At 45.9% G+C, this 20,023-nt stretch carries 19 protein-coding genes, 1 other RNA gene and 1 other annotated feature; of the genes, 18 read left to right on the top strand and 2 right to left on the bottom strand.

Features of this window, described 5'->3' with window-relative positions; all coding sequences use genetic code 11:
- Positions 1-108: 108 nt before the first annotated feature.
- Positions 109-1,662, bottom strand: a complete 1,554-nt coding sequence (locus EFK13_RS13995; protein WP_129508070.1) for an N-acetylmuramoyl-L-alanine amidase family protein — start codon at positions 1,660-1,662, stop codon at positions 109-111.
- A 132-nt stretch (positions 1,663-1,794) separates the two neighbouring features.
- Between EFK13_RS13995 and EFK13_RS13990 the strand changes: the two genes are divergently transcribed.
- The 5 genes from EFK13_RS13990 to EFK13_RS13970 all read left to right on the top strand — a co-directional run bounded on the left by EFK13_RS13990 (position 1,795) and on the right by EFK13_RS13970 (position 6,512).
- Positions 1,795-1,965, top strand: a complete 171-nt coding sequence (locus EFK13_RS13990) for a YrzK family protein (RefSeq protein WP_003237500.1) — start codon at positions 1,795-1,797, stop codon at positions 1,963-1,965.
- A gap of 59 nt (positions 1,966-2,024) precedes the next feature.
- Positions 2,025-2,256, top strand: a binding site (T-box leader).
- A gap of 90 nt (positions 2,257-2,346) precedes the next feature.
- Entirely contained in the window at positions 2,347-3,621 is a 1,275-nt protein-coding gene (gene hisS, locus EFK13_RS13985) for a histidine--tRNA ligase (protein WP_075748077.1), read from the top strand.
- 13 nt (positions 3,622-3,634) lie between these two features.
- Positions 3,635-5,413, top strand: coding sequence for an aspartate--tRNA ligase (aspS, locus tag EFK13_RS13980; protein WP_129508071.1), 1,779 nt, complete (start codon positions 3,635-3,637; stop codon positions 5,411-5,413).
- 60 nt (positions 5,414-5,473) lie between these two features.
- Positions 5,474-5,666: non-coding RNA, 6S RNA (ssrS, locus tag EFK13_RS13975), on the top strand.
- Positions 5,667-5,747: 81 nt separating this feature from the next.
- Entirely contained in the window at positions 5,748-6,512 is a 765-nt protein-coding gene (locus EFK13_RS13970) for a tRNA threonylcarbamoyladenosine dehydratase (RefSeq protein WP_129508072.1), read from the top strand.
- Positions 6,513-6,552: 40 nt separating this feature from the next.
- Here EFK13_RS13970 and EFK13_RS13965 read toward each other — a convergent pair whose 3' ends face one another.
- Complete coding sequence (locus EFK13_RS13965) at positions 6,553-7,818, bottom strand: replication-associated recombination protein A (RefSeq protein ID WP_064814373.1); 1,266 nt, start codon at positions 7,816-7,818, stop codon at positions 6,553-6,555.
- A 201-nt stretch (positions 7,819-8,019) separates the two neighbouring features.
- Here EFK13_RS13965 and cymR point away from each other — a divergent pair, with 201 nt between their 5' ends.
- The 13 genes from cymR to EFK13_RS13900 all read left to right on the top strand — a co-directional run bounded on the left by cymR (position 8,020) and on the right by EFK13_RS13900 (position 19,985).
- The gene (gene cymR, locus EFK13_RS13960) at positions 8,020-8,436 is read left to right on the top strand and encodes a cysteine metabolism transcriptional regulator CymR (protein ID WP_003225879.1); all 417 of its coding nucleotides are present in this window, start codon (positions 8,020-8,022) and stop codon (positions 8,434-8,436) included.
- An 18-nt stretch (positions 8,437-8,454) separates the two neighbouring features.
- Complete coding sequence (locus EFK13_RS13955) at positions 8,455-9,597, top strand: cysteine desulfurase family protein (protein ID WP_129508073.1); 1,143 nt, start codon at positions 8,455-8,457, stop codon at positions 9,595-9,597.
- A 27-nt stretch (positions 9,598-9,624) separates the two neighbouring features.
- Positions 9,625-10,740 carry a tRNA 2-thiouridine(34) synthase MnmA gene (gene mnmA / locus EFK13_RS13950; RefSeq protein WP_129508074.1) on the top strand — a complete coding sequence of 372 codons (1,116 nt, stop codon included), beginning with the start codon at positions 9,625-9,627 and terminating at the stop codon, positions 10,738-10,740.
- A gap of 85 nt (positions 10,741-10,825) precedes the next feature.
- Positions 10,826-11,446, top strand: coding sequence for a tetratricopeptide repeat protein (locus EFK13_RS13945; protein ID WP_202926392.1), 621 nt, complete (start codon positions 10,826-10,828; stop codon positions 11,444-11,446).
- Between the two features lie 24 nt (positions 11,447-11,470).
- Positions 11,471-13,867: an SF1B family DNA helicase RecD2 gene (gene recD2, locus EFK13_RS13940; protein WP_129508076.1), complete on the top strand. Its 2,397-nt coding sequence runs from the start codon at positions 11,471-11,473 to the stop codon at positions 13,865-13,867.
- 34 nt (positions 13,868-13,901) lie between these two features.
- Positions 13,902-14,426, top strand: coding sequence for a PRC-barrel domain-containing protein (locus EFK13_RS13935; protein WP_129508077.1), 525 nt, complete (start codon positions 13,902-13,904; stop codon positions 14,424-14,426).
- Between the two features lie 11 nt (positions 14,427-14,437).
- Entirely contained in the window at positions 14,438-14,629 is a 192-nt protein-coding gene (locus EFK13_RS13930) for a hypothetical protein (RefSeq protein ID WP_003225893.1), read from the top strand.
- A gap of 21 nt (positions 14,630-14,650) precedes the next feature.
- Positions 14,651-14,782, top strand: a complete 132-nt coding sequence (locus EFK13_RS13925) for a YrzQ family protein (RefSeq protein ID WP_003225895.1) — start codon at positions 14,651-14,653, stop codon at positions 14,780-14,782.
- Between the two features lie 97 nt (positions 14,783-14,879).
- Positions 14,880-15,941, top strand: a complete 1,062-nt coding sequence (locus EFK13_RS13920; RefSeq protein WP_129508078.1) for an AI-2E family transporter — start codon at positions 14,880-14,882, stop codon at positions 15,939-15,941.
- A gap of 333 nt (positions 15,942-16,274) precedes the next feature.
- On the top strand, positions 16,275-18,911 hold the full coding sequence (gene alaS / locus EFK13_RS13915; RefSeq protein WP_129508079.1) for an alanine--tRNA ligase: 2,637 nt from the start codon (positions 16,275-16,277) through the stop codon (positions 18,909-18,911).
- Between the two features lie 84 nt (positions 18,912-18,995).
- Positions 18,996-19,262, top strand: coding sequence for an IreB family regulatory phosphoprotein (locus tag EFK13_RS13910; RefSeq protein WP_003225903.1), 267 nt, complete (start codon positions 18,996-18,998; stop codon positions 19,260-19,262).
- Between the two features lie 7 nt (positions 19,263-19,269).
- The gene (ruvX, locus tag EFK13_RS13905; protein ID WP_064814366.1) at positions 19,270-19,686 is read left to right on the top strand and encodes a Holliday junction resolvase RuvX; all 417 of its coding nucleotides are present in this window, start codon (positions 19,270-19,272) and stop codon (positions 19,684-19,686) included.
- A gap of 17 nt (positions 19,687-19,703) precedes the next feature.
- Positions 19,704-19,985, top strand: a complete 282-nt coding sequence (locus tag EFK13_RS13900) for a DUF1292 domain-containing protein (RefSeq protein ID WP_064814365.1) — start codon at positions 19,704-19,706, stop codon at positions 19,983-19,985.
- Positions 19,986-20,023: the final 38 nt, after the last annotated feature.

Raw genomic sequence — 20,023 nt, 5'->3', positions numbered from 1 at the left:
TTTTAGTCTTTCTTTTATTTTATTACAGGAGAATGGATATTTTAAGGAAAAATAAAGGCTGTCGAGATTTTCTCGACAGCCTGAAGCTGCCAAAAGGCAGCTTTTTTATTATTGGAAATACTTCTCTAATCCGCTTTCGATTCCGTCTGTTACTTTTTCCTGATATGAATTGCTATGTACAATGGCTTCTTCCTGCGGGTGGCTTACATATCCCAGCTCATAGAGCATAGCGGGCTGTCTGTTTTCACGGAGCACATAATAATCTCCGAATAACACGCCGCGGTCAGGAATAGAAGAACGCTTTACCACTTCAGAGTGGACGTCAGATGCCAGTTCCTGATCTTTGGCAGGACTGTAGTAATAAGCAGTGCTGCCTCTCGTGGAAGTATCCGCATAGCTGTCATAGTGAATGCTGATAAATGCGTCGGCGTTGCGATAGTGAGACGTAGAGACCCGTGACTGTAAGCTGACAAAGGTATCATCTTGGCGTGTCACATACACATCCGCTCCAGCCGATCTGAGTTTGCCGGCGAGCAATTTTGCTGTTTTGATTGTCAGTTTTTTCTCAAATTTACCCGAATAGCCAATCGTTCCGCTGTCTTTTCCTCCGTGTCCCGGGTCAACAATAATCGTTTTATTGTTCAGAGAACCGTTTCCGGACGGGGAATCAGAGACAGGGGGTTCACCTGCTTCTTCTGCGCTTTTAGACGTTTGGACCACCCAATTGGCCACATAACCAGTCTGTCCGTTATCGAGCTTTATTTCATACCAGTTTCCCTTCGAACCTGTTATGGTGTACGAATCGCCTTTGGCAGCACGTTCAACAATTGAAGCTGATGTTGACGCATCACTTCTTACATTCGTTCCACCGTATACGATATAGGCTTTTTTAGCGGAGGATGAACTGCCGCCATTTGCCGAATCTTCAGCTGGATCAGAACTAGTTAAAAGGTAATGGCTTGCGACCCAGCCTTTCAGCCCGTTCACCTCGATGTGAGCCCAGCCATTTTTCTCGTTGAGAACCGTCAGTTTCGTTCCGCGATCCAGTTTCGTTATAACCGCTGCGTCATGTGAGGCGGAGGCTCTTACATTAAGTGAAGAAACACCGACTGTGCCCGTTGAAGCACTGGAAGATTCGGTTTGATCACTCTCATCTGGCGCTGAACTGCTGCTGCTTGATGTGACATATTCAGATGACACCCATCCGGTGGCATTTTGATAGGATATCTTGATCCAGCCGGAATTTTTCTCAAGGACAGACGCCTGACTGCCTTGCGGGAATTTGCCGATGACTTCGTATGAAGTGCCCGGTCCGGTTCTCATCCGCAGATCGGGGTCTGTTGATGTAACAGTATCACTGCTTTTTGAAGAGCTTGTACCGGCCTGGTCTTTCTTTGTAATAAGCCAGGAGACCACCCATCCTTTTTCTCCGGAACCCAGCTGTATCTGCACCCAGTCTCCGTCTTCCTTTAAAATCGGGTAGCGCTCGCCCTTATTCACTTCCGCTGTAATGCCGTAGCTAAGCCCCGGGCCGCTTCTGACATTCATTTCATCTGTTGCGATGACAGCTACTCCCTGAGCGGCTGTAACGGCAGAAAAAGGCGGGAAAAGCGCCCCGGCGAAAATAATACATACAATAAGAACAAAGTATTTCTTGCTCATTGTGTCCTCCTTTCAGATGATCATTAAAAAGGCATTCTTGCTTAATATCGTAAAGTCCTTTCTGATTTTTAAATAAAAATAAAATGATTTGTTTATACTAGGCGTAAATACAATCAAAAAGGTGTGCAAATCATGAAATATCATCCAAAAATGGGACGCGCATTTCACGATGGTGAAGCAAATCTGCATTACAGCGATCACGCAGATCCCGATACGACCGGTTATCTTACTGAAACAGCATCTGAATTTGGTCTGATGTCCAAAGAAGCAGCGATGAGGAAAAACAACCGGAATAAAGCTTGACAGAGAACCCCAATCCCATTATTATAATAGAAATTGAGTACATAGCAAGTGATGAAAGATTTGAACCAATAATGGAGAAGAGTAGGTCAGATTGCATGGCTAGAGAGGAACCGCCCCAGGCTGAAAGCGGATCCCATTGCGTCTTTCTCGAAACAACACTCCGGAGGTTTCCTGCTGAACGCGTTAATCCCGTCATTAGGCAGTGAACGTGAACCTGCGTTAAAGGATCGAGCGGGAATATGAACATATTCCAACTAGGGTGGCACCACGGGTATAACTCTCGTCCCTACTATACATGTATAGTAGGGACGAGAGTTTTTTTCATTTTCATCATGAACGATCATTGTATATTTTATAAGGAATACATGAGGAGGTCTACATATGGGATATAACATTCCAAGAGGAACACAGGATATTCTGCCTGGAGAATCAGATCGCTGGCAGTTTGTTGAACAAATTATGAGAGACACTTGCCGCACTTATCAATATAAAGAAATCCGCACACCGATTTTTGAGCATACAGAACTGTTTGCCAGAGGCGTCGGAGAGTCGACGGATATCGTACAAAAAGAAATGTATACCTTCCAAGACCGCAAAGGCAGAAGCCTGACACTTCGTCCGGAGGGAACAGCCGCGGCAGTTCGCGCTTTTAATGAAAACAAGCTATTCGCAAATCCTGTTCAGCCGACAAAGCTTTATTATGTCGGGCCGATGTTCCGTTACGAACGTCCGCAGACGGGCCGCTTCCGCCAGTTTTATCAATTTGGAATTGAAGCGATTGGCTCGAAAGACCCTGCAATCGATGCAGAAGTAATGGCGCTTGCGATGAGTATTTATCAAAAAGCAGGTTTAGAAAACGTTAAGCTTGTCATAAACAGTCTCGGCGATCAAGAAAGCCGCAAAAGCTACAGAGAAGCGCTCGTGAAACATTTTGAGCCTCGCATCGAAGAGTTTTGTTCAGACTGCCAGTCACGGCTGCACACGAACCCGCTCAGAATCTTGGACTGCAAAAAAGACCGTGATCATGAGCTGATGAAATCGGCACCTTCGATTCTGACATATTTAAATGAAGAATCAGCCGCTTATTTTGAGAAAGTAAAGCAATACTTAAACGATCTTGGCATTTCGTATGAAATTGATCCTAACCTTGTGAGAGGCCTGGATTATTACAACCACACCGCATTTGAAATCATGAGCAATGCGGAGGGCTTTGGTGCGATTACGACACTTGCCGGAGGCGGACGCTACGACGGACTTGTCGAACAAATCGGCGGGCCTGAAGCGCCGGGCATCGGATTTGCGATGAGCATTGAACGCCTGCTTGCCGCAATTGATGCTGAAAAAAGAGAGCTGCCTGTTGATCAGGGAATCGATTGCTACATCGTCACACTCGGCGAAAAAGCCAAGGATTATTCTGTCTCATTGGTGTACAAACTGAGAGAAGCAGGCATTTCAAGCGAAATTGATTATGAAAATAAGAAAATGAAAGGCCAGTTTAAAACAGCCGACCGTCTGAATGCGAGATTTATTGCGATTTTGGGTGAAGATGAGCTTGCACAAAATAAAATCAATGTAAAGGATGCACAGACGGGCGAACAAATTGAAGTGGCACTTGATGAATTTATACATGTAATGAAGGCAAACCAAAAGGGATAAGGAGTGGAACACATTGTTTGGAAGAACATATTATTGCGGCGAAATAACTGAAAAAGCAATCGGTGAATCTGTAACGCTGAAAGGCTGGGTCCAAAAAAGACGGGACCTCGGCGGATTGATTTTTATTGACTTGCGTGACCGTACGGGAATTGTTCAAGTCGTTTTTAACCCTGATGTGTCAAAAGAAGCGCTTGCTATTGCGGAAGGCATCAGAAATGAATACGTGCTTGATATTCAAGGAAAAGTGGTGGCGCGTGAAGAGGGAACAGTTAATCCGAATTTGAAAACAGGCGCAATCGAAATTCACGCTGATGGAGTGAACGTATTAAATGCTGCAAAGACACCTCCATTTGCGATTTCTGATCAAGCAGATGACGTATCAGAGGACGTCCGTTTAAAACACCGTTACTTAGATTTGCGCAGACCGGCTATGTTCCAAACGATGCAGCTGCGCCATAACGTGACGAAAGCTGTTCGCAGCTTTTTAGATGAAAACGGATTTCTTGATATTGAAACGCCGATTTTAACAGGAAGCACGCCTGAAGGCGCACGTGACTACTTGGTGCCGAGCCGTGTGCACGAAGGAGAATTTTATGCGCTGCCTCAGTCTCCGCAGCTATTTAAACAGCTTCTGATGGTATCCGGCATTGAACGCTATTATCAGATTGCCCGCTGTTTCCGCGATGAAGACTTGCGTGCGGACCGCCAGCCTGAGTTTACACAAATCGATATTGAAATGTCCTTTATGAGCCAGGAGGACATTATGTCATTGGCTGAGGATATGATGGCAAACATTATGCGTGAAACAAAAGGTGTGGAACTCAAGCTCCCTCTTCCTCGAATGACATATGACGAGGCGATGAACAGTTATGGTTCTGATAAACCGGATACGCGTTTTGGCATGCTTTTGACAGATGTCTCTGACATTGTGAAGGACACCGAATTTAAAGTATTCTCATCAGCTGTGGCAAACGGCGGCGTAGTAAAAGCCATCAATGTAAAAGGCGGAGCCGGTGATTACTCCAGAAAAGACATCGACGCTCTTGGCGCTTTTGCTGCAAACTACGGAGCAAAAGGCCTTGCCTGGGTGAAAGTTGAGGCAGACGGAGTGAAAGGCCCAATCGCCAAATTCTTTGATGAAGAAAAGCAATCGAAGCTGATTGAGGCACTTGATGCTGCTGAAGGTGATTTGCTATTGTTCGGAGCAGATAAATTCGAAGTTGTAGCCGCATCACTCGGCGCCCTGCGCTTAAAGCTTGGAAAAGAACGCGGACTGATTAACGAAAACCTGTTCAATTTCTTATGGGTCATCGACTGGCCGCTCTTAGAACATGATCCGGAGGAAGGTCGTTTTTACGCAGCCCACCATCCGTTCACAATGCCTGTCCGTGAAGATCTTGAACTGATTGAAACAGCGCCTGAAGACATGAAAGCACAAGCCTATGACCTCGTCTTAAACGGCTATGAGCTTGGCGGCGGCTCAATCCGTATTTTCGAAAAGGACATTCAGGAAAAGATGTTTGAGCTTCTTGGCTTCTCAAAAGAAGAAGCGGCTGAACAGTTCGGATTCCTGCTGGAAGCATTTGAATACGGCGCTCCTCCGCACGGCGGAATCGCGCTCGGCTTAGACCGTCTCGTTATGCTTCTCGCAGGACGTACCAACCTAAGAGACACGATCGCATTCCCGAAAACGGCAAGCGCAAGCTGCCTGATGACAGAAGCGCCAGGCGAAGTAAGCGACGCTCAGCTTGAGGAGCTTCATCTTTCTATCAAGAAAAAAGTTAAGAACTGATTGGGCAGTTCGATTCTTGAAAATCAAAATCGTCTGTGATATGATTTTGACAAGTTAAATAAAGTCCTGATGTGTTAGTTGTACACCTAGTTTTGACCGAACATTTTTTTGATTTGGGAGCCCGCATTTTTAAATGGCGTACATGCCTCTTTTCATTCGGTAAAGAGGACTTACAAGATTTAAAAGAGGGCACCCACCTGCTGAGAGCGGGTTCAAAACAAAGGAAAGCTGCAACGGCACTATTGGGACTTTATTTTTTGTGCGCAGAAAAAACGGCTGCTTATGGACCAGCCATTTTATAAATGAAACCAGAATACGATGTGGAGTGAGGTTCTTGTTACACCAGTTTTCACGCAATGAATTAGCTATCGGAAAAGAAGGCCTTGAAACGCTGAAAAACAGCACGGTTGCTGTGCTTGGAGTCGGCGGAGTCGGATCGTTCGCGGCGGAAGCCCTCGCGCGGTCAGGCGTCGGACGCATTCTGCTTGTCGACAAAGATGATGTGGACATTACAAATGTAAACCGTCAGCTTCACGCGCTTCTTTCAACGGTCGGACAGCCGAAAGTGGATTTAATGAAAGCGCGGATCGCAGACATTAACCCGGAGTGTGAAGTGATCGCGTTAAAAATGTTCTATACGGAAGAAACGTATGAGCAGTTTTTTGAATATAATCTTGACTATGTCATTGACGCGTCAGACACGATTCATTATAAAATCCATTTAATGAAAGAATGTCTGCAACGGAATATTCCGCTCATTTCCAGCATGGGTGCCGCGAACAAAACGGATCCGACACGCTTCCAAATCGCTGATATTTCAAAAACGCATACTGATCCAATTGCGAAGGTCGTCCGTACGAGATTACGCAAAGAGGGCATCAAAAAAGGCGTTCAAGTGATTTTCTCCGACGAGAGCCCGATTGTCATTCGGGAAGAAGTCAGAAAAGAAGTGGGAAATGACGAAGCGAAAATCCGCAAAGCAAAAATGCCGCCATCCTCTAATGCTTTTGTGCCGTCAGTCGCAGGTTTGATTATGGGCGGACATGTTGTCATGGATCTTTTGAAAGACATTGAAATCAAACGCGTAAAGGATAAATAACGCATAAAAAACAGCCTTGATGATCAAGGCTGTTTTTGTTTTATTTTCTTTTCATTAATTTGTCGTACACTTGCTTTAAGGCGGATTCGAACTTGCCTGTCTGTTTCGGCTTGTAATATTGCTTATTCTTTAAAGGATCAGGGAGATATTGCTGTTCGACCCATCCATTGTCGTAATTGTGCGGGTATTTATAGTCGATCCCTCTTCCTAATTCCTGAGCTCCCTTATAATGCGCGTCTTTTAAGTGCTTCGGAACATCTCCGATTTTTCCGGCTCTGATATCTGCCAGCGCCTCATCGATTGCCAGAATGGCTGAGTTTGATTTCGGCGAGAGACAGAGTTCAATGACTGCGTTGGCCAGCGGGATTCGCGCTTCCGGAAATCCGACTCGCTCAGCGGTCTGGATAGCGTGCAGCACTCTCGGACCGGCTTGCGGGCTTGCTAAGCCAATATCTTCATAGGCGATGACGAGCAGTCGTCTTGCGATGCTTTCCAGATCGCCAGCTTCAATCAATCTCGCCAAATAGTGAAGAGCGGCGTTGGCATCAGAGCCGCGGATCGATTTTTGAAAAGCGGACAATACATCATAATGCGCGTCACCATCTTTATCGTGAGAAAAGCTCTTTTTCTGCAAACATTCTTCCGCGGTTTCTAAAGTAATGTGAATCTCGCCGTCGGCTGACTCCTTCGTTGACAAGACGGCCAGCTCAAGCGCGTTTAAAGCGGAGCGGACATCTCCTCCGCAGCCGCGGGCAAAATGCTCCATCGCCTGATCATCAATGGATACAGAATATGTGCCAAGGCCGCGGTGCTCGTCATGAAGCGCACGTTCCAAAGCCTGTTTAATCAGTTCTGGTGTTAACGGCTCAAGCTCAAAGATCTGTGTCCGGCTTCTGATTGCCGGATTAATGGCATGATACGGGTTAGCCGTGGTTGCTCCGATCAAAATGATCATCCCATTTTCTAAATAGGGTAATAGAAAATCTTGTTTCCCTTTATCCAGCCTGTGAACTTCATCCAGAATCAAAATCACCTGGCCTGACATTTTAGCTTCCTGGGCGACGATTTCCATATCTTTTTTATTGTTAATAACAGCATTCAGCTTTCGAAAAGCGATACTTGTCGAACCGGCGATTGCTGTTGCGATTGATGTTTTTCCAATTCCGGGCGGCCCGTACAAAATCATGGATGACAAATGTTTTGCCTGAACCATTCTGCCGATAATTTTATCTTCAGCCACCAGATGCTGCTGGCCGATAATATCCTCTATTTTTGTCGGACGCATCCGATATGCCAATGGCTTCATCATCATCTCTCCTTACTTAATTACAGGGTAACGGAAAACCGGACATTAGAAAAGAGGGAAGCCCCGTTTCCGCCTGCCTCAATGAAAATTCGCTAAAGGTATGTTATAATAACAGTTGGTCTATTAGATAATAAACGGACGAATCATATAGAAATTACCATTATAAACGTGGAAAATCATGAAATAACAGAGGTGTTCATGTTGAAAATATCAACTAAGGGAAGATACGGGCTCACCATTATGATCGAGCTTGCAAAAAAGCATGGCGAAGGCCCGACTTCATTAAAAAGCATCGCACAGACGAATAATTTGTCCGAGCATTATTTGGAGCAGCTGGTATCGCCGCTCAGAAATGCCGGATTAGTGAAAAGCATCAGAGGCGCATACGGCGGATATGTATTAGGCAGCGAGCCGGATGCCATTACGGCGGGAGATATTATCCGTGTACTTGAGGGGCCGATCAGTCCAGTTGAAGTGCTGGAAGATGAGGAGCCTGCCAAGCGCGAGCTCTGGATTCGCATACGGGATGCTGTGAAAGAGGTTTTAGACAGTACAACATTAGAGGATCTTGCCAGCTACACAGACGGAGAGCAAGAAGCTTATATGTTCTATATTTAGATCAGAGGTGTAAACACAATGGAACGGATTTATTTAGATCATGCCGCAACTTCCCCGATGGATGAGCGCGTGCTGGAAAAAATGATACCGCATTTTTCCGGCAATTTCGGCAACCCATCCAGTATTCATTCATTTGGAAGAGAATCGCGAAAATGGGTGGACGAAGCAAGAGCGCAGATCGCAGCTGAAATCGGAGCGGCAGAGCAGGAGATCATTTTTACAAGCGGGGGCACGGAAGCCGATAACTTGGCTATCATGGGAACCGCGCTTGCAAGAAAAGATCTGGGCAGACATATCATCACGACAAAAATTGAACATCATGCTGTGCTTCACACATGTGAAAAACTTGAGGAAGACGGATTTGAAGTAACATATCTGGACGTTGATCAAAATGGAAGAGTCAGTGCAAAACAGGTGAAAGAAGCACTGCGTGATGATACAATCCTTGTGACAGTGATGTATGGAAATAATGAAGTCGGAACGGTACAGCCGATTGATGAAATCGGTGAGTTGCTGAAGGAACATCAGGCTTATTTTCATACCGATGCTGTTCAGGCATTCGGGCTGCTGCCAATTGATGTGAAAAACAGCCATATTGACCTTCTGTCTGTTTCTGGGCACAAGCTCAACGGGCCAAAAGGGACAGGCTTTTTATATGCAAGTAAAGATGCAAAGCTTTCTCCGCTCTTATTCGGAGGAGAGCAAGAAAGAAAACGCCGTGCCGGAACAGAAAATGTTCCGGGCATTGTCGGGCTGAGAGAAGCGATCAAGCTGTCAAGTGAGGAACGGGACGAAAAAAACGAAAAGTATCAATCGTTTAAAACAATCATTGCCGACACGCTTGAAAATGCCGGTGTTGCATACGAGATCAACGGGGACAAAGAAAATAGTCTGCCGCATGTGCTGAATCTTTATTTCCCCGGTGTATCAGTGGAATCGCTGCTGGTGAATCTGGATATGGCGGGAGTCGCTGTCTCAAGCGGATCAGCGTGCACGGCCGGCTCAGTCCTGCCCTCGCATGTTTTGACTGCCATGTTTGGAGACAAGAGTGACCGGCTGACATCCTCAATTCGGATCAGTTTCGGCCTCGGCAATACGGCTGAGCAAGTGAAAACTGCTGCCAAACATGTGGCCGACGTTGTAAAACGGCTGACACAATAAGGCGGCTTAGCTATTGGAGTGAATGAAATGGAAAAACGGCCGGAGGATACAAGAGTCGTCGTCGGCATGTCCGGCGGAGTAGACTCATCTGTGGCAGCCCTGCTGTTAAAAGAACAGGGCTATGATGTAATCGGAATTTTTATGAAAAACTGGGATGATACGGACGAAAACGGTTTTTGCACGGCGACAGAGGATTATGAAGATGTAATCCGCGTCTGCAACCAAATCGGAATTCCGTACTATGCCGTTAATTTTGAAAAGCAATACTATGAGAAGGTATTTCAATACTTCCTTGATGAATATAAAGCAGGCAGAACACCAAACCCGGATGTGCTGTGCAACAAAGAAATTAAATTCAAGGCGTTTTTGGAGCATGCCCTGTCACTTGGCGCCGACTATTTAGCGACTGGCCACTATGCAAGGGTAGACAGAAGCGGCGGCAAAGTCAAAATGCTGCGCGGCATTGATGAAAACAAGGATCAAACGTATTTCTTGAATCAGCTGACAGAAGACACGCTAAGCAAAGTCATGTTCCCTATCGGCGAGCTTGAAAAAAGCCGTGTGCGTGAGATTGCCAAAGAGGCAGATCTTGCAACGGCAACGAAAAAAGACAGTACGGGTATCTGTTTTATCGGGGAACGCAACTTCAAAACGTTTCTCAGTCAATATCTCCCTGCACAGCCGGGCGATATGATGACGATGGACGGCGAAGTAAAAGGACGCCACGACGGGTTGATGTACTACACGATCGGACAGCGTCACGGCCTTGGCATCGGCGGAAGCGGCGAGCCGTGGTTTGCGGTTGGTAAAGATCTTGAAAAGAACATCCTCTACGTGGATCAAGGGTTCCACAACCCGCTTCTTTATTCCGACAAAATTACAGCTACGAATATCAGCTGGGTTCGTTCGGATATCATGAAGGGCGAAGAGATTACCTGCACGGCTAAATTCCGTTACCGCCAAGAAGATCATAAAGTAACGGTGCGCATGACGGGTGAAGGCGAAGCGGAAGTCATCTTTGATGAACAAGTCCGCGCTGTAACGCCGGGACAAGCCGTTGTTTTCTATGACGGCGAAGAATGCCTTGGCGGCGGAACGATTGATGATGTGTACAAAGACGGAACAAAATTGTGGTACGTATAAAAGATGAAAAACCTCAACACTGAGTTGGGGTTTTTTAATGAAAGGAAGATGGTTGGTGGATTATAATCAACTCGGTATAGAGGCGATGCAGGAAGGCGATTACGAGAAAGCGGCAGAGGCATTTACAAAAGCGATTGAAGAAAATAAAGAAGATGCGATTCCGTATATCAACTTTGCTAACCTGCTTTCATCGGTAAACGAGCTGGAACGTGCGCTTGCGTTTTATGATAAAGCGCTTGAATTAGACAATAGCGCAGCCACTGCATATTATGGAGCAGGAAATGTCTATGTTGTAAAAGAAATGTACAAAGAAGCGAAAGACATGTTTGAAAAAGCGCTTCGTGCCGGAATGGAAAACGGCGACCTGTTTTACATGCTCGGAACGGTACTAGTCAAACTTGAACAGCCCAAGCTTGCACTGCCTTATTTACAAAGAGCGGTCGAACTGAATGAAAATGACACGGAAGCGCGCTTTCAATTCGGGATGTGCTTAGCGAACGAGGGCATGCTGGACGAAGCGCTCAGCCAATTCGCAGCTGTAACAGAGCAAGATCCTGGGCATGCTGATGCATTTTACAACGCCGGTGTGGCTTATGCTTATAAAGAAAATCGAGAAAAAGCGCTGGAAATGCTGGACAAGGCGATCGATATCCAGCCAGATCATATGCTTGCGCTTCATGCTAAAAAACTGATCGACCCATCATAACAGGCACAGGAGGAGGGACAGCTCGTGCAGCAGCATCCGGATCAGCTTAACATGGAGGAAGAGCCCTATTTAAAAGGGACAGTCAACACAGTCATCTATCATAATGACACCAATTTATATACGGTTCTGAAAGTGAAAGTCACAGAGACCTCCGAGGCCATTGAAGATAAAGCCGTATCCGTGACGGGCTACTTCCCTGCGCTTCAAGAAGAAGAGACTTACACGTTTTACGGCAAGATCGTAACCCATCCGAAGTTCGGGCTCCAATTTCAAGCGGAGCATTTCAAAAAAGAGATACCGACGACTAAGGAAGGCATCATTCATTATTTATCGAGTGATTTATTTGAGGGAATCGGCAAAAAAACAGCCGAAGAAATTGTCAAAAAGCTGGGCGACAGCGCGATTAATAAAATATTGGCTGACGCTTCAGTGCTTTATGATGTTCCGAAGCTGTCAAAAAAGAAAGCAGATACGTTAGCCGGCGCCTTGCAGCGGCATCAGGGACTTGAGCAAATCATGATTTCCCTGAATCAGTTTGGCTTCGGCCCCCAGCTGTCTATGAAAATCTACCAAGCCTATGAATCCGAAACGCTTGAAAAGATTCAGGAAAACCCTTATCAGCTCGTAAAAGATGTAGAAGGCATCGGGTTTGGGAAAGCGGATGAGCTTGGGAGCAGAATGGGGCTTTCGGGCAATCATCCTGAGCGGATAAAAGCCGCCATTTTGTACACGCTTGAAACGACTTGTCTGTCAGAAGGGCATACGTACATAGAAACGGAAAAGCTGATTATCGACACCCAATCACTGTTAAACCAGTCAGCAAGGGAAGGGCAGCGCATCACGGAAATGGATGCCGCTAACGCGATTATTGCCCTTGGAGAAAATAAAGACATTGTCATAGAAGACGGCCGCTGTTATTTTCCATCGCTGTTTTACGCAGAACAAAACGTTGCAAAGCGTGTGAAACATATCGCAAGCCAAACCGAATATGATGACCAGTTTCCTGAATCAGAATTTCTGCTCGCTTTAGGAGAACTGGAAGAACGGATGAATGTTCAGTATGCCCCGAGCCAGAAGGAAGCGATTCAAAAAGCCCTTTCCTCGCCGATGCTTCTTTTAACGGGAGGCCCGGGAACAGGGAAAACGACGGTAATCAGAGGAATTGTCGAACTATACGGAGAGCTTCACGGCGTGTCACTAGACCCGTCAGCTTATAAAAAGGATGAAGCGTTTCCGGTTGTATTGGCCGCACCGACAGGAAGAGCGGCAAAACGGATGAGTGAATCAACGGGCCTTCCGGCAGTCACGATTCACAGGCTGCTCGGCTGGAACGGCGCTGAGGGCTTTACCCATACAGAGGATCAGCCGATCGAAGGGAAGCTGTTAATTATCGATGAAGCCAGTATGCTTGATATATGGCTGGCGAACCATTTGTTTAAAGCGATCCCTGATCATATTCAAATTATCATAGTCGGAGACGAAGATCAGCTGCCTTCTGTCGGCCCGGGCCAAGTGCTGAGAGACCTTTTGGCATCACAGGTGATTCCGACTGTAAGATTGACAGACATCTACCGCCAGGCGGAGGGGTCATCAATCGTCGAGCTAGCCCACCAGATGAAAAATGGCTTGCTGCCAAACAATTTGACTGCCCCGACGAAGGACCGTTCCTTTATTCGCTGCGGAGGCTCGCAAATTAAAGAGGTAGTTGAGAAGGTTGTCGCCAACGCATTGAAAAAAGGCTATACGGCAAAGGACATTCAGGTTCTCGCCCCGATGTACAGAGGCAAAGCCGGCATCAATGAACTGAATGTGATGCTGCAGGACATTTTAAATCCTCCTAAAGAAAAACCTAGGGAAATCAAGTTCGGGGACGTTGTCTACAGAACCGGAGATAAAATTTTGCAGCTCGTCAATCAGCCGGAAAACAATGTGTTCAACGGAGATATTGGCGAAATTACATCGATATTTTATGCAAAGGAAAATACCGAAAAAGAAGACATGGCCGTCGTATCTTTTGACGGCAATGAAATGACGTTTACGAAAAAAGATTTTAACCAGTTTACCCATGCGTATTGCTGCTCTATTCATAAGTCGCAGGGAAGTGAATTTCCGATTGTGGTTTTGCCTGTTGTGAAAGGCTACTATAGAATGCTCAGAAGAAACCTCCTTTATACCGCGATTACGAGAGCAAAGAAATTTCTCATTTTATGCGGAGAAGAGGAGGCGCTGGAGTGGGGCGTAAAAAATAATGACGCGACTGTCAGACAGACTTCCTTGAGAAACAGGCTTTCCGTACAGATTGAGGAAATGGATGCCGAGCTTGAGGCGTTGCAAAAAGAGCTCCCGTTCAGCGTACACGACGCCAATATAGGAATGGAAGGCATAACGCCATTCGATTTTATGAAAGAAGAACAGCTGTAAAAAACTCCCGTGTTAGCGGGAGTTTTTTCATCGTATGAGTCAAAGGCGCAAAGCAAAACCTAAGCCTGTTCAACAAAAGGTGGTTGATCACACTTTGAGAACATGCCATGAGGTAGAAGGATTCCCAGTATACTCAGAACGAACTTCTTGTTATCTCGGGACAATTTCTGATATTTGTTTTTCTCTGAAGGGAAATTGCCTTGGGTTTATTCTTGCACAAAAACGCTTTTTGCATCATCATCATGCCCTATTACAGGCGTGTGATATCTCTTGCATTCTTGATGACCGCATATTGGCCTCGGTCAGTTCAGACCAGCTTTTGCCTCTTCCGAAATCGTGCTTCACATACGAGCAAATGAGAATGAAGCTTGTGAAATCGCATGAGGGGGATATATTGGGGATGCTGGAAGATGTATACTTTTGTTTGGACAGGGGCATAATCGTAGCATATGAACTCTCGGACGGTTTCTTTTCTGACCTGGCGGGAAGCAAGCGCCAGATCCAAAAAGCGGATTCGCTTGTCGAGGTGCGGAAAGACGAGATCGTTTTGAACGGATAGAGGTGTGAGATATGCTTATATGCCCGAACTGCAAAAGTAAGGATATCGGGAAAATCGGCGTGAACCAATATTATTGCTGGGGCTGTTTTATTGAGCTGACAGTGGCGAAAGGGAAGATTGCAACTCATCAGGTGGAAGAAGACGGAACGTTAAGCAGCTTGGATGATTTGTTTTCTGAGGATGAACGCAGCATCAATTTTTAATCATGAAGGGAGATGCGCAGGATGAATCGGACGATGACTTCTCTTTTGGCATTGGGAGCCGGAGCTCTCGTGTACCGAATGGCGACTCAATCCGACATGCTGAATAATCGCAGCATGAAGCGGATGAGAAGACGAATAACAAAAATGTTTTAATGCGAAAAAGGATACTCTTCGAAGAGTATCCTTTTTGTTATGTGGAGAGAGAATAATTCGCACCATTCCTCAAAAGATATAGAAGAGGTGAGAGCAGATGCTTCAAAAACCGGTGCAGCTTTTGTTGTGGGTGGCCATTTGTTTGCTGGTCCTGTTGACAGTTTACGTCTTTTTTATGCTTGATATGTTATGGTCGCCTTTTTGGCTCGTTTTAAAAACGATCTTTATTCCCTTGATCATATCCATTTTTATTTCTTATTTATTGATTCCGGTCACAGAGTGGCTGCACCGCAAAGGATTGCCTAGGACTTTAAGCATCTTGGTGATTTATGTGCTTTTCTTTGGCGGAATTGGCTGGGCGCTGTATAAAGGGGTGCCTGTTTTAATTGTGCAGCTGACGGATTTGTCTGAAAATATACCAATGTTTGCCGAAACGTATAACGGACTCCTTCTTCATGTGCACAACCATACAGATGACTGGCCTGACGGCATGCATCACCGTATAGATAAAATGATCCGCCAGACGGAGGCGTTTTTCGCGGGGACGATCGAGGGAGCAATTAGCGGTATCCGCAACGTGCTTGATTATTTCTTAATTGCGGCAACCATCCCTTTTCTCGTGTTTTATATGGTAAAGGATATTGAGTTGATGAAAAAGACGGTATGGTACTTGACTCCGAAGTCATGGAGACAGCGGGGCAGCGCCTTTTTGCGGGATGTGGATGATTCCCTTGGCGATTACATCCGCGGCCAGCTTCTGGTCTGCTTGATTCTCGGTGTGATAGCAGGCATTACGTTCTGGATATTCGGGCTTCCATATCCGCTGATTTTAGGGCTTATTTCTGGTATAACGAATGTCATACCGTATTTTGGTCCTTTTATAGGAGCTGTTCCTGCGCTGTTAATTGCCATGACGATCTCAGTAAAAGCGATCCTTGTTGTCGTGATTACAGTGTTTGTTTTGCAGTTTATGGAAGGGAATATCCTCAGTCCGCTCATTGTCGGCAGAAGCCTTAAAATGCATCCGGTCGTCATCATGCTTGCACTCCTTGCCGGGGGAGAGCTTGCGGGAATCGTCGGAATGATTCTGGCTGTTCCTGCGGCGGCTGTTTTAAAAGTGATGATGATCCATTTTTTGCGGATGAGGACGGAGCATTGACATTGGCGTGCAGCTTGTCTATAATTTCTCGTAGAATACATACGAATCTCGAGTGACGGATCTGAGTACGCCGAAGCCCTGTTAAAGAGAGAAGTTCCGTAAGCTGAAAGGAACTTTATCAGAAGATCGGAGGAAGCTAATCCTGAGTGCAGTTAATCACTGCCGCACATCCTGCGTTACAGGGTAAAAGGTGACGGGCGAATGATAATGCCCGTAATCAGGGTGGTACCGCGAGACAGCTCTCGTCCCTGTGTAAACGTGTGGTTTGCATAGGGGGAGGGCTTTTTTGCTGTCACTGAAGAGAATTTCGATTTTTATAGAGGAGGAAATACAATGAAACACTTAACTTCTGCGGAAGTGCGTCAAATGTTTTTGGATTTCTTTAAAGAAAAAGGACACGCGGTAGAGCCAAGCGCGTCATTAGTGCCTCATGAGGATCCTTCATTGCTTTGGATCAACAGCGGTGTTGCGACGCTGAAAAAATATTTTGACGGCCGTGTCGTTCCGGAAAATCCAAGAATCGTAAATGCTCAAAAAGCGATCAGAACAAACGATATAGAAAATGTAGGTAAAACTGCGCGCCATCATACATTCTTTGAAATGCTCGGAAACTTTTCCATTGGAGATTATTTCAAAGAAGAAGCCATTACATGGGCTTGGGAATTTTTAACGAGTGACAAGTGGATCGGCTTCGACAAAGAGCTTCTTTCTGTTACGGTTCACCCTGAAGATGAGGAAGCGTATGAATTCTGGGCGAAAAAAATCGGTGTTCCTGAAGAAAGAATTATCCGTCTGGAAGGAAACTTCTGGGACATCGGCGAGGGCCCGAGTGGTCCGAATACGGAGATTTTCTACGACCGCGGAGAAGCATACGGTAATGATCCAGAAGATCCGGAGCTTTACCCAGGCGGAGAAAACGACCGTTACCTGGAAGTATGGAACCTTGTGTTCTCTGAGTTCAACCATAATCCTGACGGCACATACACGCCGCTTCCGAAGAAAAACATTGATACGGGCATGGGACTTGAGAGAATGGTATCTGTCATCCAAAATGTTCCGACAAACTTTGATACCGATTTGTTTGTGCCAATTATCAAAGCTACAGAATCTATTTCTGGTGAAACATACGGCAAAGACAATGTGAAAGACACGGCGTTTAAAGTGATTGCCGACCATATTAGAACGGTTGCCTTTGCTGTCAGTGACGGAGCGCTTCCGTCAAACGAAGGCCGCGGCTATGTATTAAGACGCTTATTGCGTCGGGCCGTGCGTTATGCCAAAACGATTAACATCCACCATCCGTTCATGTACGATTTAGTGCCGGTTGTCGCTGAAATCATGGCTGATTTCTATCCTGAAGTGAAAGAAAAAGCGGATTTCATCGCAAAAGTGATTAAAACCGAGGAAGAGCGCTTCCACGAAACACTTAATGAAGGCCTTGCTATCCTGTCAGAAATGATTAAAAAAGAAAAAGACAAGGGCAGCAGCGTGATTTCAGGTGCTGACGTGTTTAAGCTGTACGATACGTATGGATTCCCGGTTGAGCTGACTGAAGAATACGCGGAAGACGAGAACATGACGGTTGACCATAAAGGCTTTGAAGAAGAAATGAACCAGCAGCGTGAACGGGCAAGAAACGCACGCCAGGATGTCGGCAGCATGCAGGTGCAGGGCGGCGCATTGCGCGACGTGACCGATGAAAGCACATTTGTCGGCTACTCTCAAACCAAGGCTGATGCCAAAGTCATTGTGCTTCTTCAGGACGGCCAATTAATCGAAGAGGCTCATGAGGGGGAAACGGTTCAAATCATTCTTGATGAAACACCGTTCTATGCAGAAAGCGGCGGCCAAATCGGCGACACAGGCTATCTCCGCAGCGAACAGGCAGTGGTAAGAATTAAAGATGTGCAAAAAGCGCCGAACGGCCAGCATGTCCATGAAGGTGTTGTGGAGAGCGGCACTGTTCAAAAAGGCTTGCATGTAACTGCTGAAGTTGAAGAGCATATGAGAAGCGGCGTTATTAAAAACCACACGGCAACGCATTTATTGCACCAGGCGCTAAAAGACGTTCTTGGAACACATGTCAATCAGGCAGGATCTCTTGTGACTGAAAACCGTCTTCGTTTTGACTTCTCGCACTTTGGCCAAGTGACAAAAGAAGAGCTTGAACAAATTGAAAGAATCGTAAACGAAAAGATTTGGGCGAGCATCCCGGTCAGCATTGATTTGAAGCCGATCGCCGAAGCAAAAGAAATGGGCGCTATGGCTCTGTTTGGCGAAAAATACGGCGATATTGTCCGGGTCGTTCAAGTCGGGGATTACAGTTTAGAGCTGTGCGGCGGCTGCCATGTCAGAAACACAGCTGAGATCGGCCTGTTTAAAATCGTTTCTGAATCTGGAATCGGAGCGGGGACAAGACGGATTGAAGCTGTAACAGGGCAAGGCGCTTACGTTGAAATGAACAGCCAGATTTCAGTATTGAAGCAGGCTGCTGACGAGCTGAAAACAAATATCAAAGAAGTGCCGAAACGAGTTGCGGCTCTGCAGGCTGAACTGAAGGAAGCACAAAGAGAGAATGAATCTCTTCTTGCGAAACTCGGCAACGTGGAAGCAGGAGCGATCCTGTCAAAAGTAAAAGAAATTGACGGTGTGAGTGTGCTTGCGGAAAAAGTAAATGCGAAAGACATGAACCATCTCCGCACAATGGTGGATGAACTTAAAGCAAAGCTTGGCTCTGCGGTGATCGTACTTGGTGCGGTTCAAAACGATAAAGTCAATATCTCTGCCGGAGTAACAAAGGATCTCATTGAGAAAGGCCTGCATGCCGGCAAGCTGGTTAAACAAGCTGCGGAAGTATGCGGCGGAGGCGGCGGAGGCCGTCCGGACATGGCTCAGGCAGGCGGCAAACAGCCGGAAAAATTAGATGAAGCTTTGGCTTCTGTAGAAGATTGGGTGAAATCCGTTTTATAATTTGCCCATGTAGTGTAGAATGATGGTAAGATTAGGACCCCAGGCTGAACTTTGCCTGCGAATTTGGGAAAGAGGTGCAAAACGGTGAGCTCGTTTGATAAAACGATGAAATTTAATTTCTCCGATGATTCTGCTGAGACTAACGTAAATGAGGTGCTGATTACTGTGTATGACGCGCTTCAGGAAAAGGGCTACAATCCAATCAATCAGATTGTCGGATACTTGCTGTCAGGTGATCCCGCTTATATTCCTAGGCATCGTGACGCTCGCAATTTAATTCGCAAACTTGAAAGAGACGAATTAATCGAGGAATTGGTGAAGTCTTATTTAGAACAGCATAAAGAGGCGTAAATAAAGAATGAGAATATTAGGACTCGATTTAGGAACCAAAACACTCGGTGTTGCTCTGAGCGATGAAATGGGATGGACTGCTCAAGGCATTGAGACCATAAAGATAAATGAAGCGGAAGGCGATTATGGTTTAACCCGTTTATCTGAACTGATAAAGGACTATACTATAGATAAAATCGTCCTCGGCTTTCCTAAGAACATGAACGGAACAGTCGGCCCAAGAGGCGAAGCCAGCCAAATATTTGCTAAAGTGCTTGAAACAACGTACAATGTTCCTGTTGTGCTGTGGGACGAGCGTCTTACCACAATGGCGGCTGAAAAAATGCTGATTGCAGCTGATGTCAGCAGGCAAAAACGAAAAAAAGTCATTGATAAAATGGCGGCTGTTATGATTTTGCAAGGATATCTTGACAGCTTAAATTAAAGCCAGAGGTGAAGAAAATGGAACACGGCGAAAAAAATATTACAATTGTTGATGAACAAGGAAATGAACAGCTTTGTGAAGTGCTGTTTACATTTGAAAACGAAGAGTTTGGCAAGTCTTATGTGTTGTACTACCCAATCGAAACAAAAGATGACGAAGAAGTAGAAATTCTTGCTTCCAGCTTCACGCCAAACGAAGACGGTGAAAACGGTGAGCTATTCCCGATCGAAACTGACGAGGAATGGGACATGATCGAAGAAACACTAAACACGTTCTTAGCGGACGAGGACGAAGAATAAAACAACCGCACCAAAGCCGGAGCCATATTGCTCCGGCT

The sequence above is a fragment of the Bacillus cabrialesii genome (assembly GCF_004124315.2).
GTDB lineage: Bacteria > Bacillota > Bacilli > Bacillales > Bacillaceae > Bacillus > Bacillus cabrialesii.
This window is presented reverse-complemented; position numbering and strand designations above follow the sequence as displayed.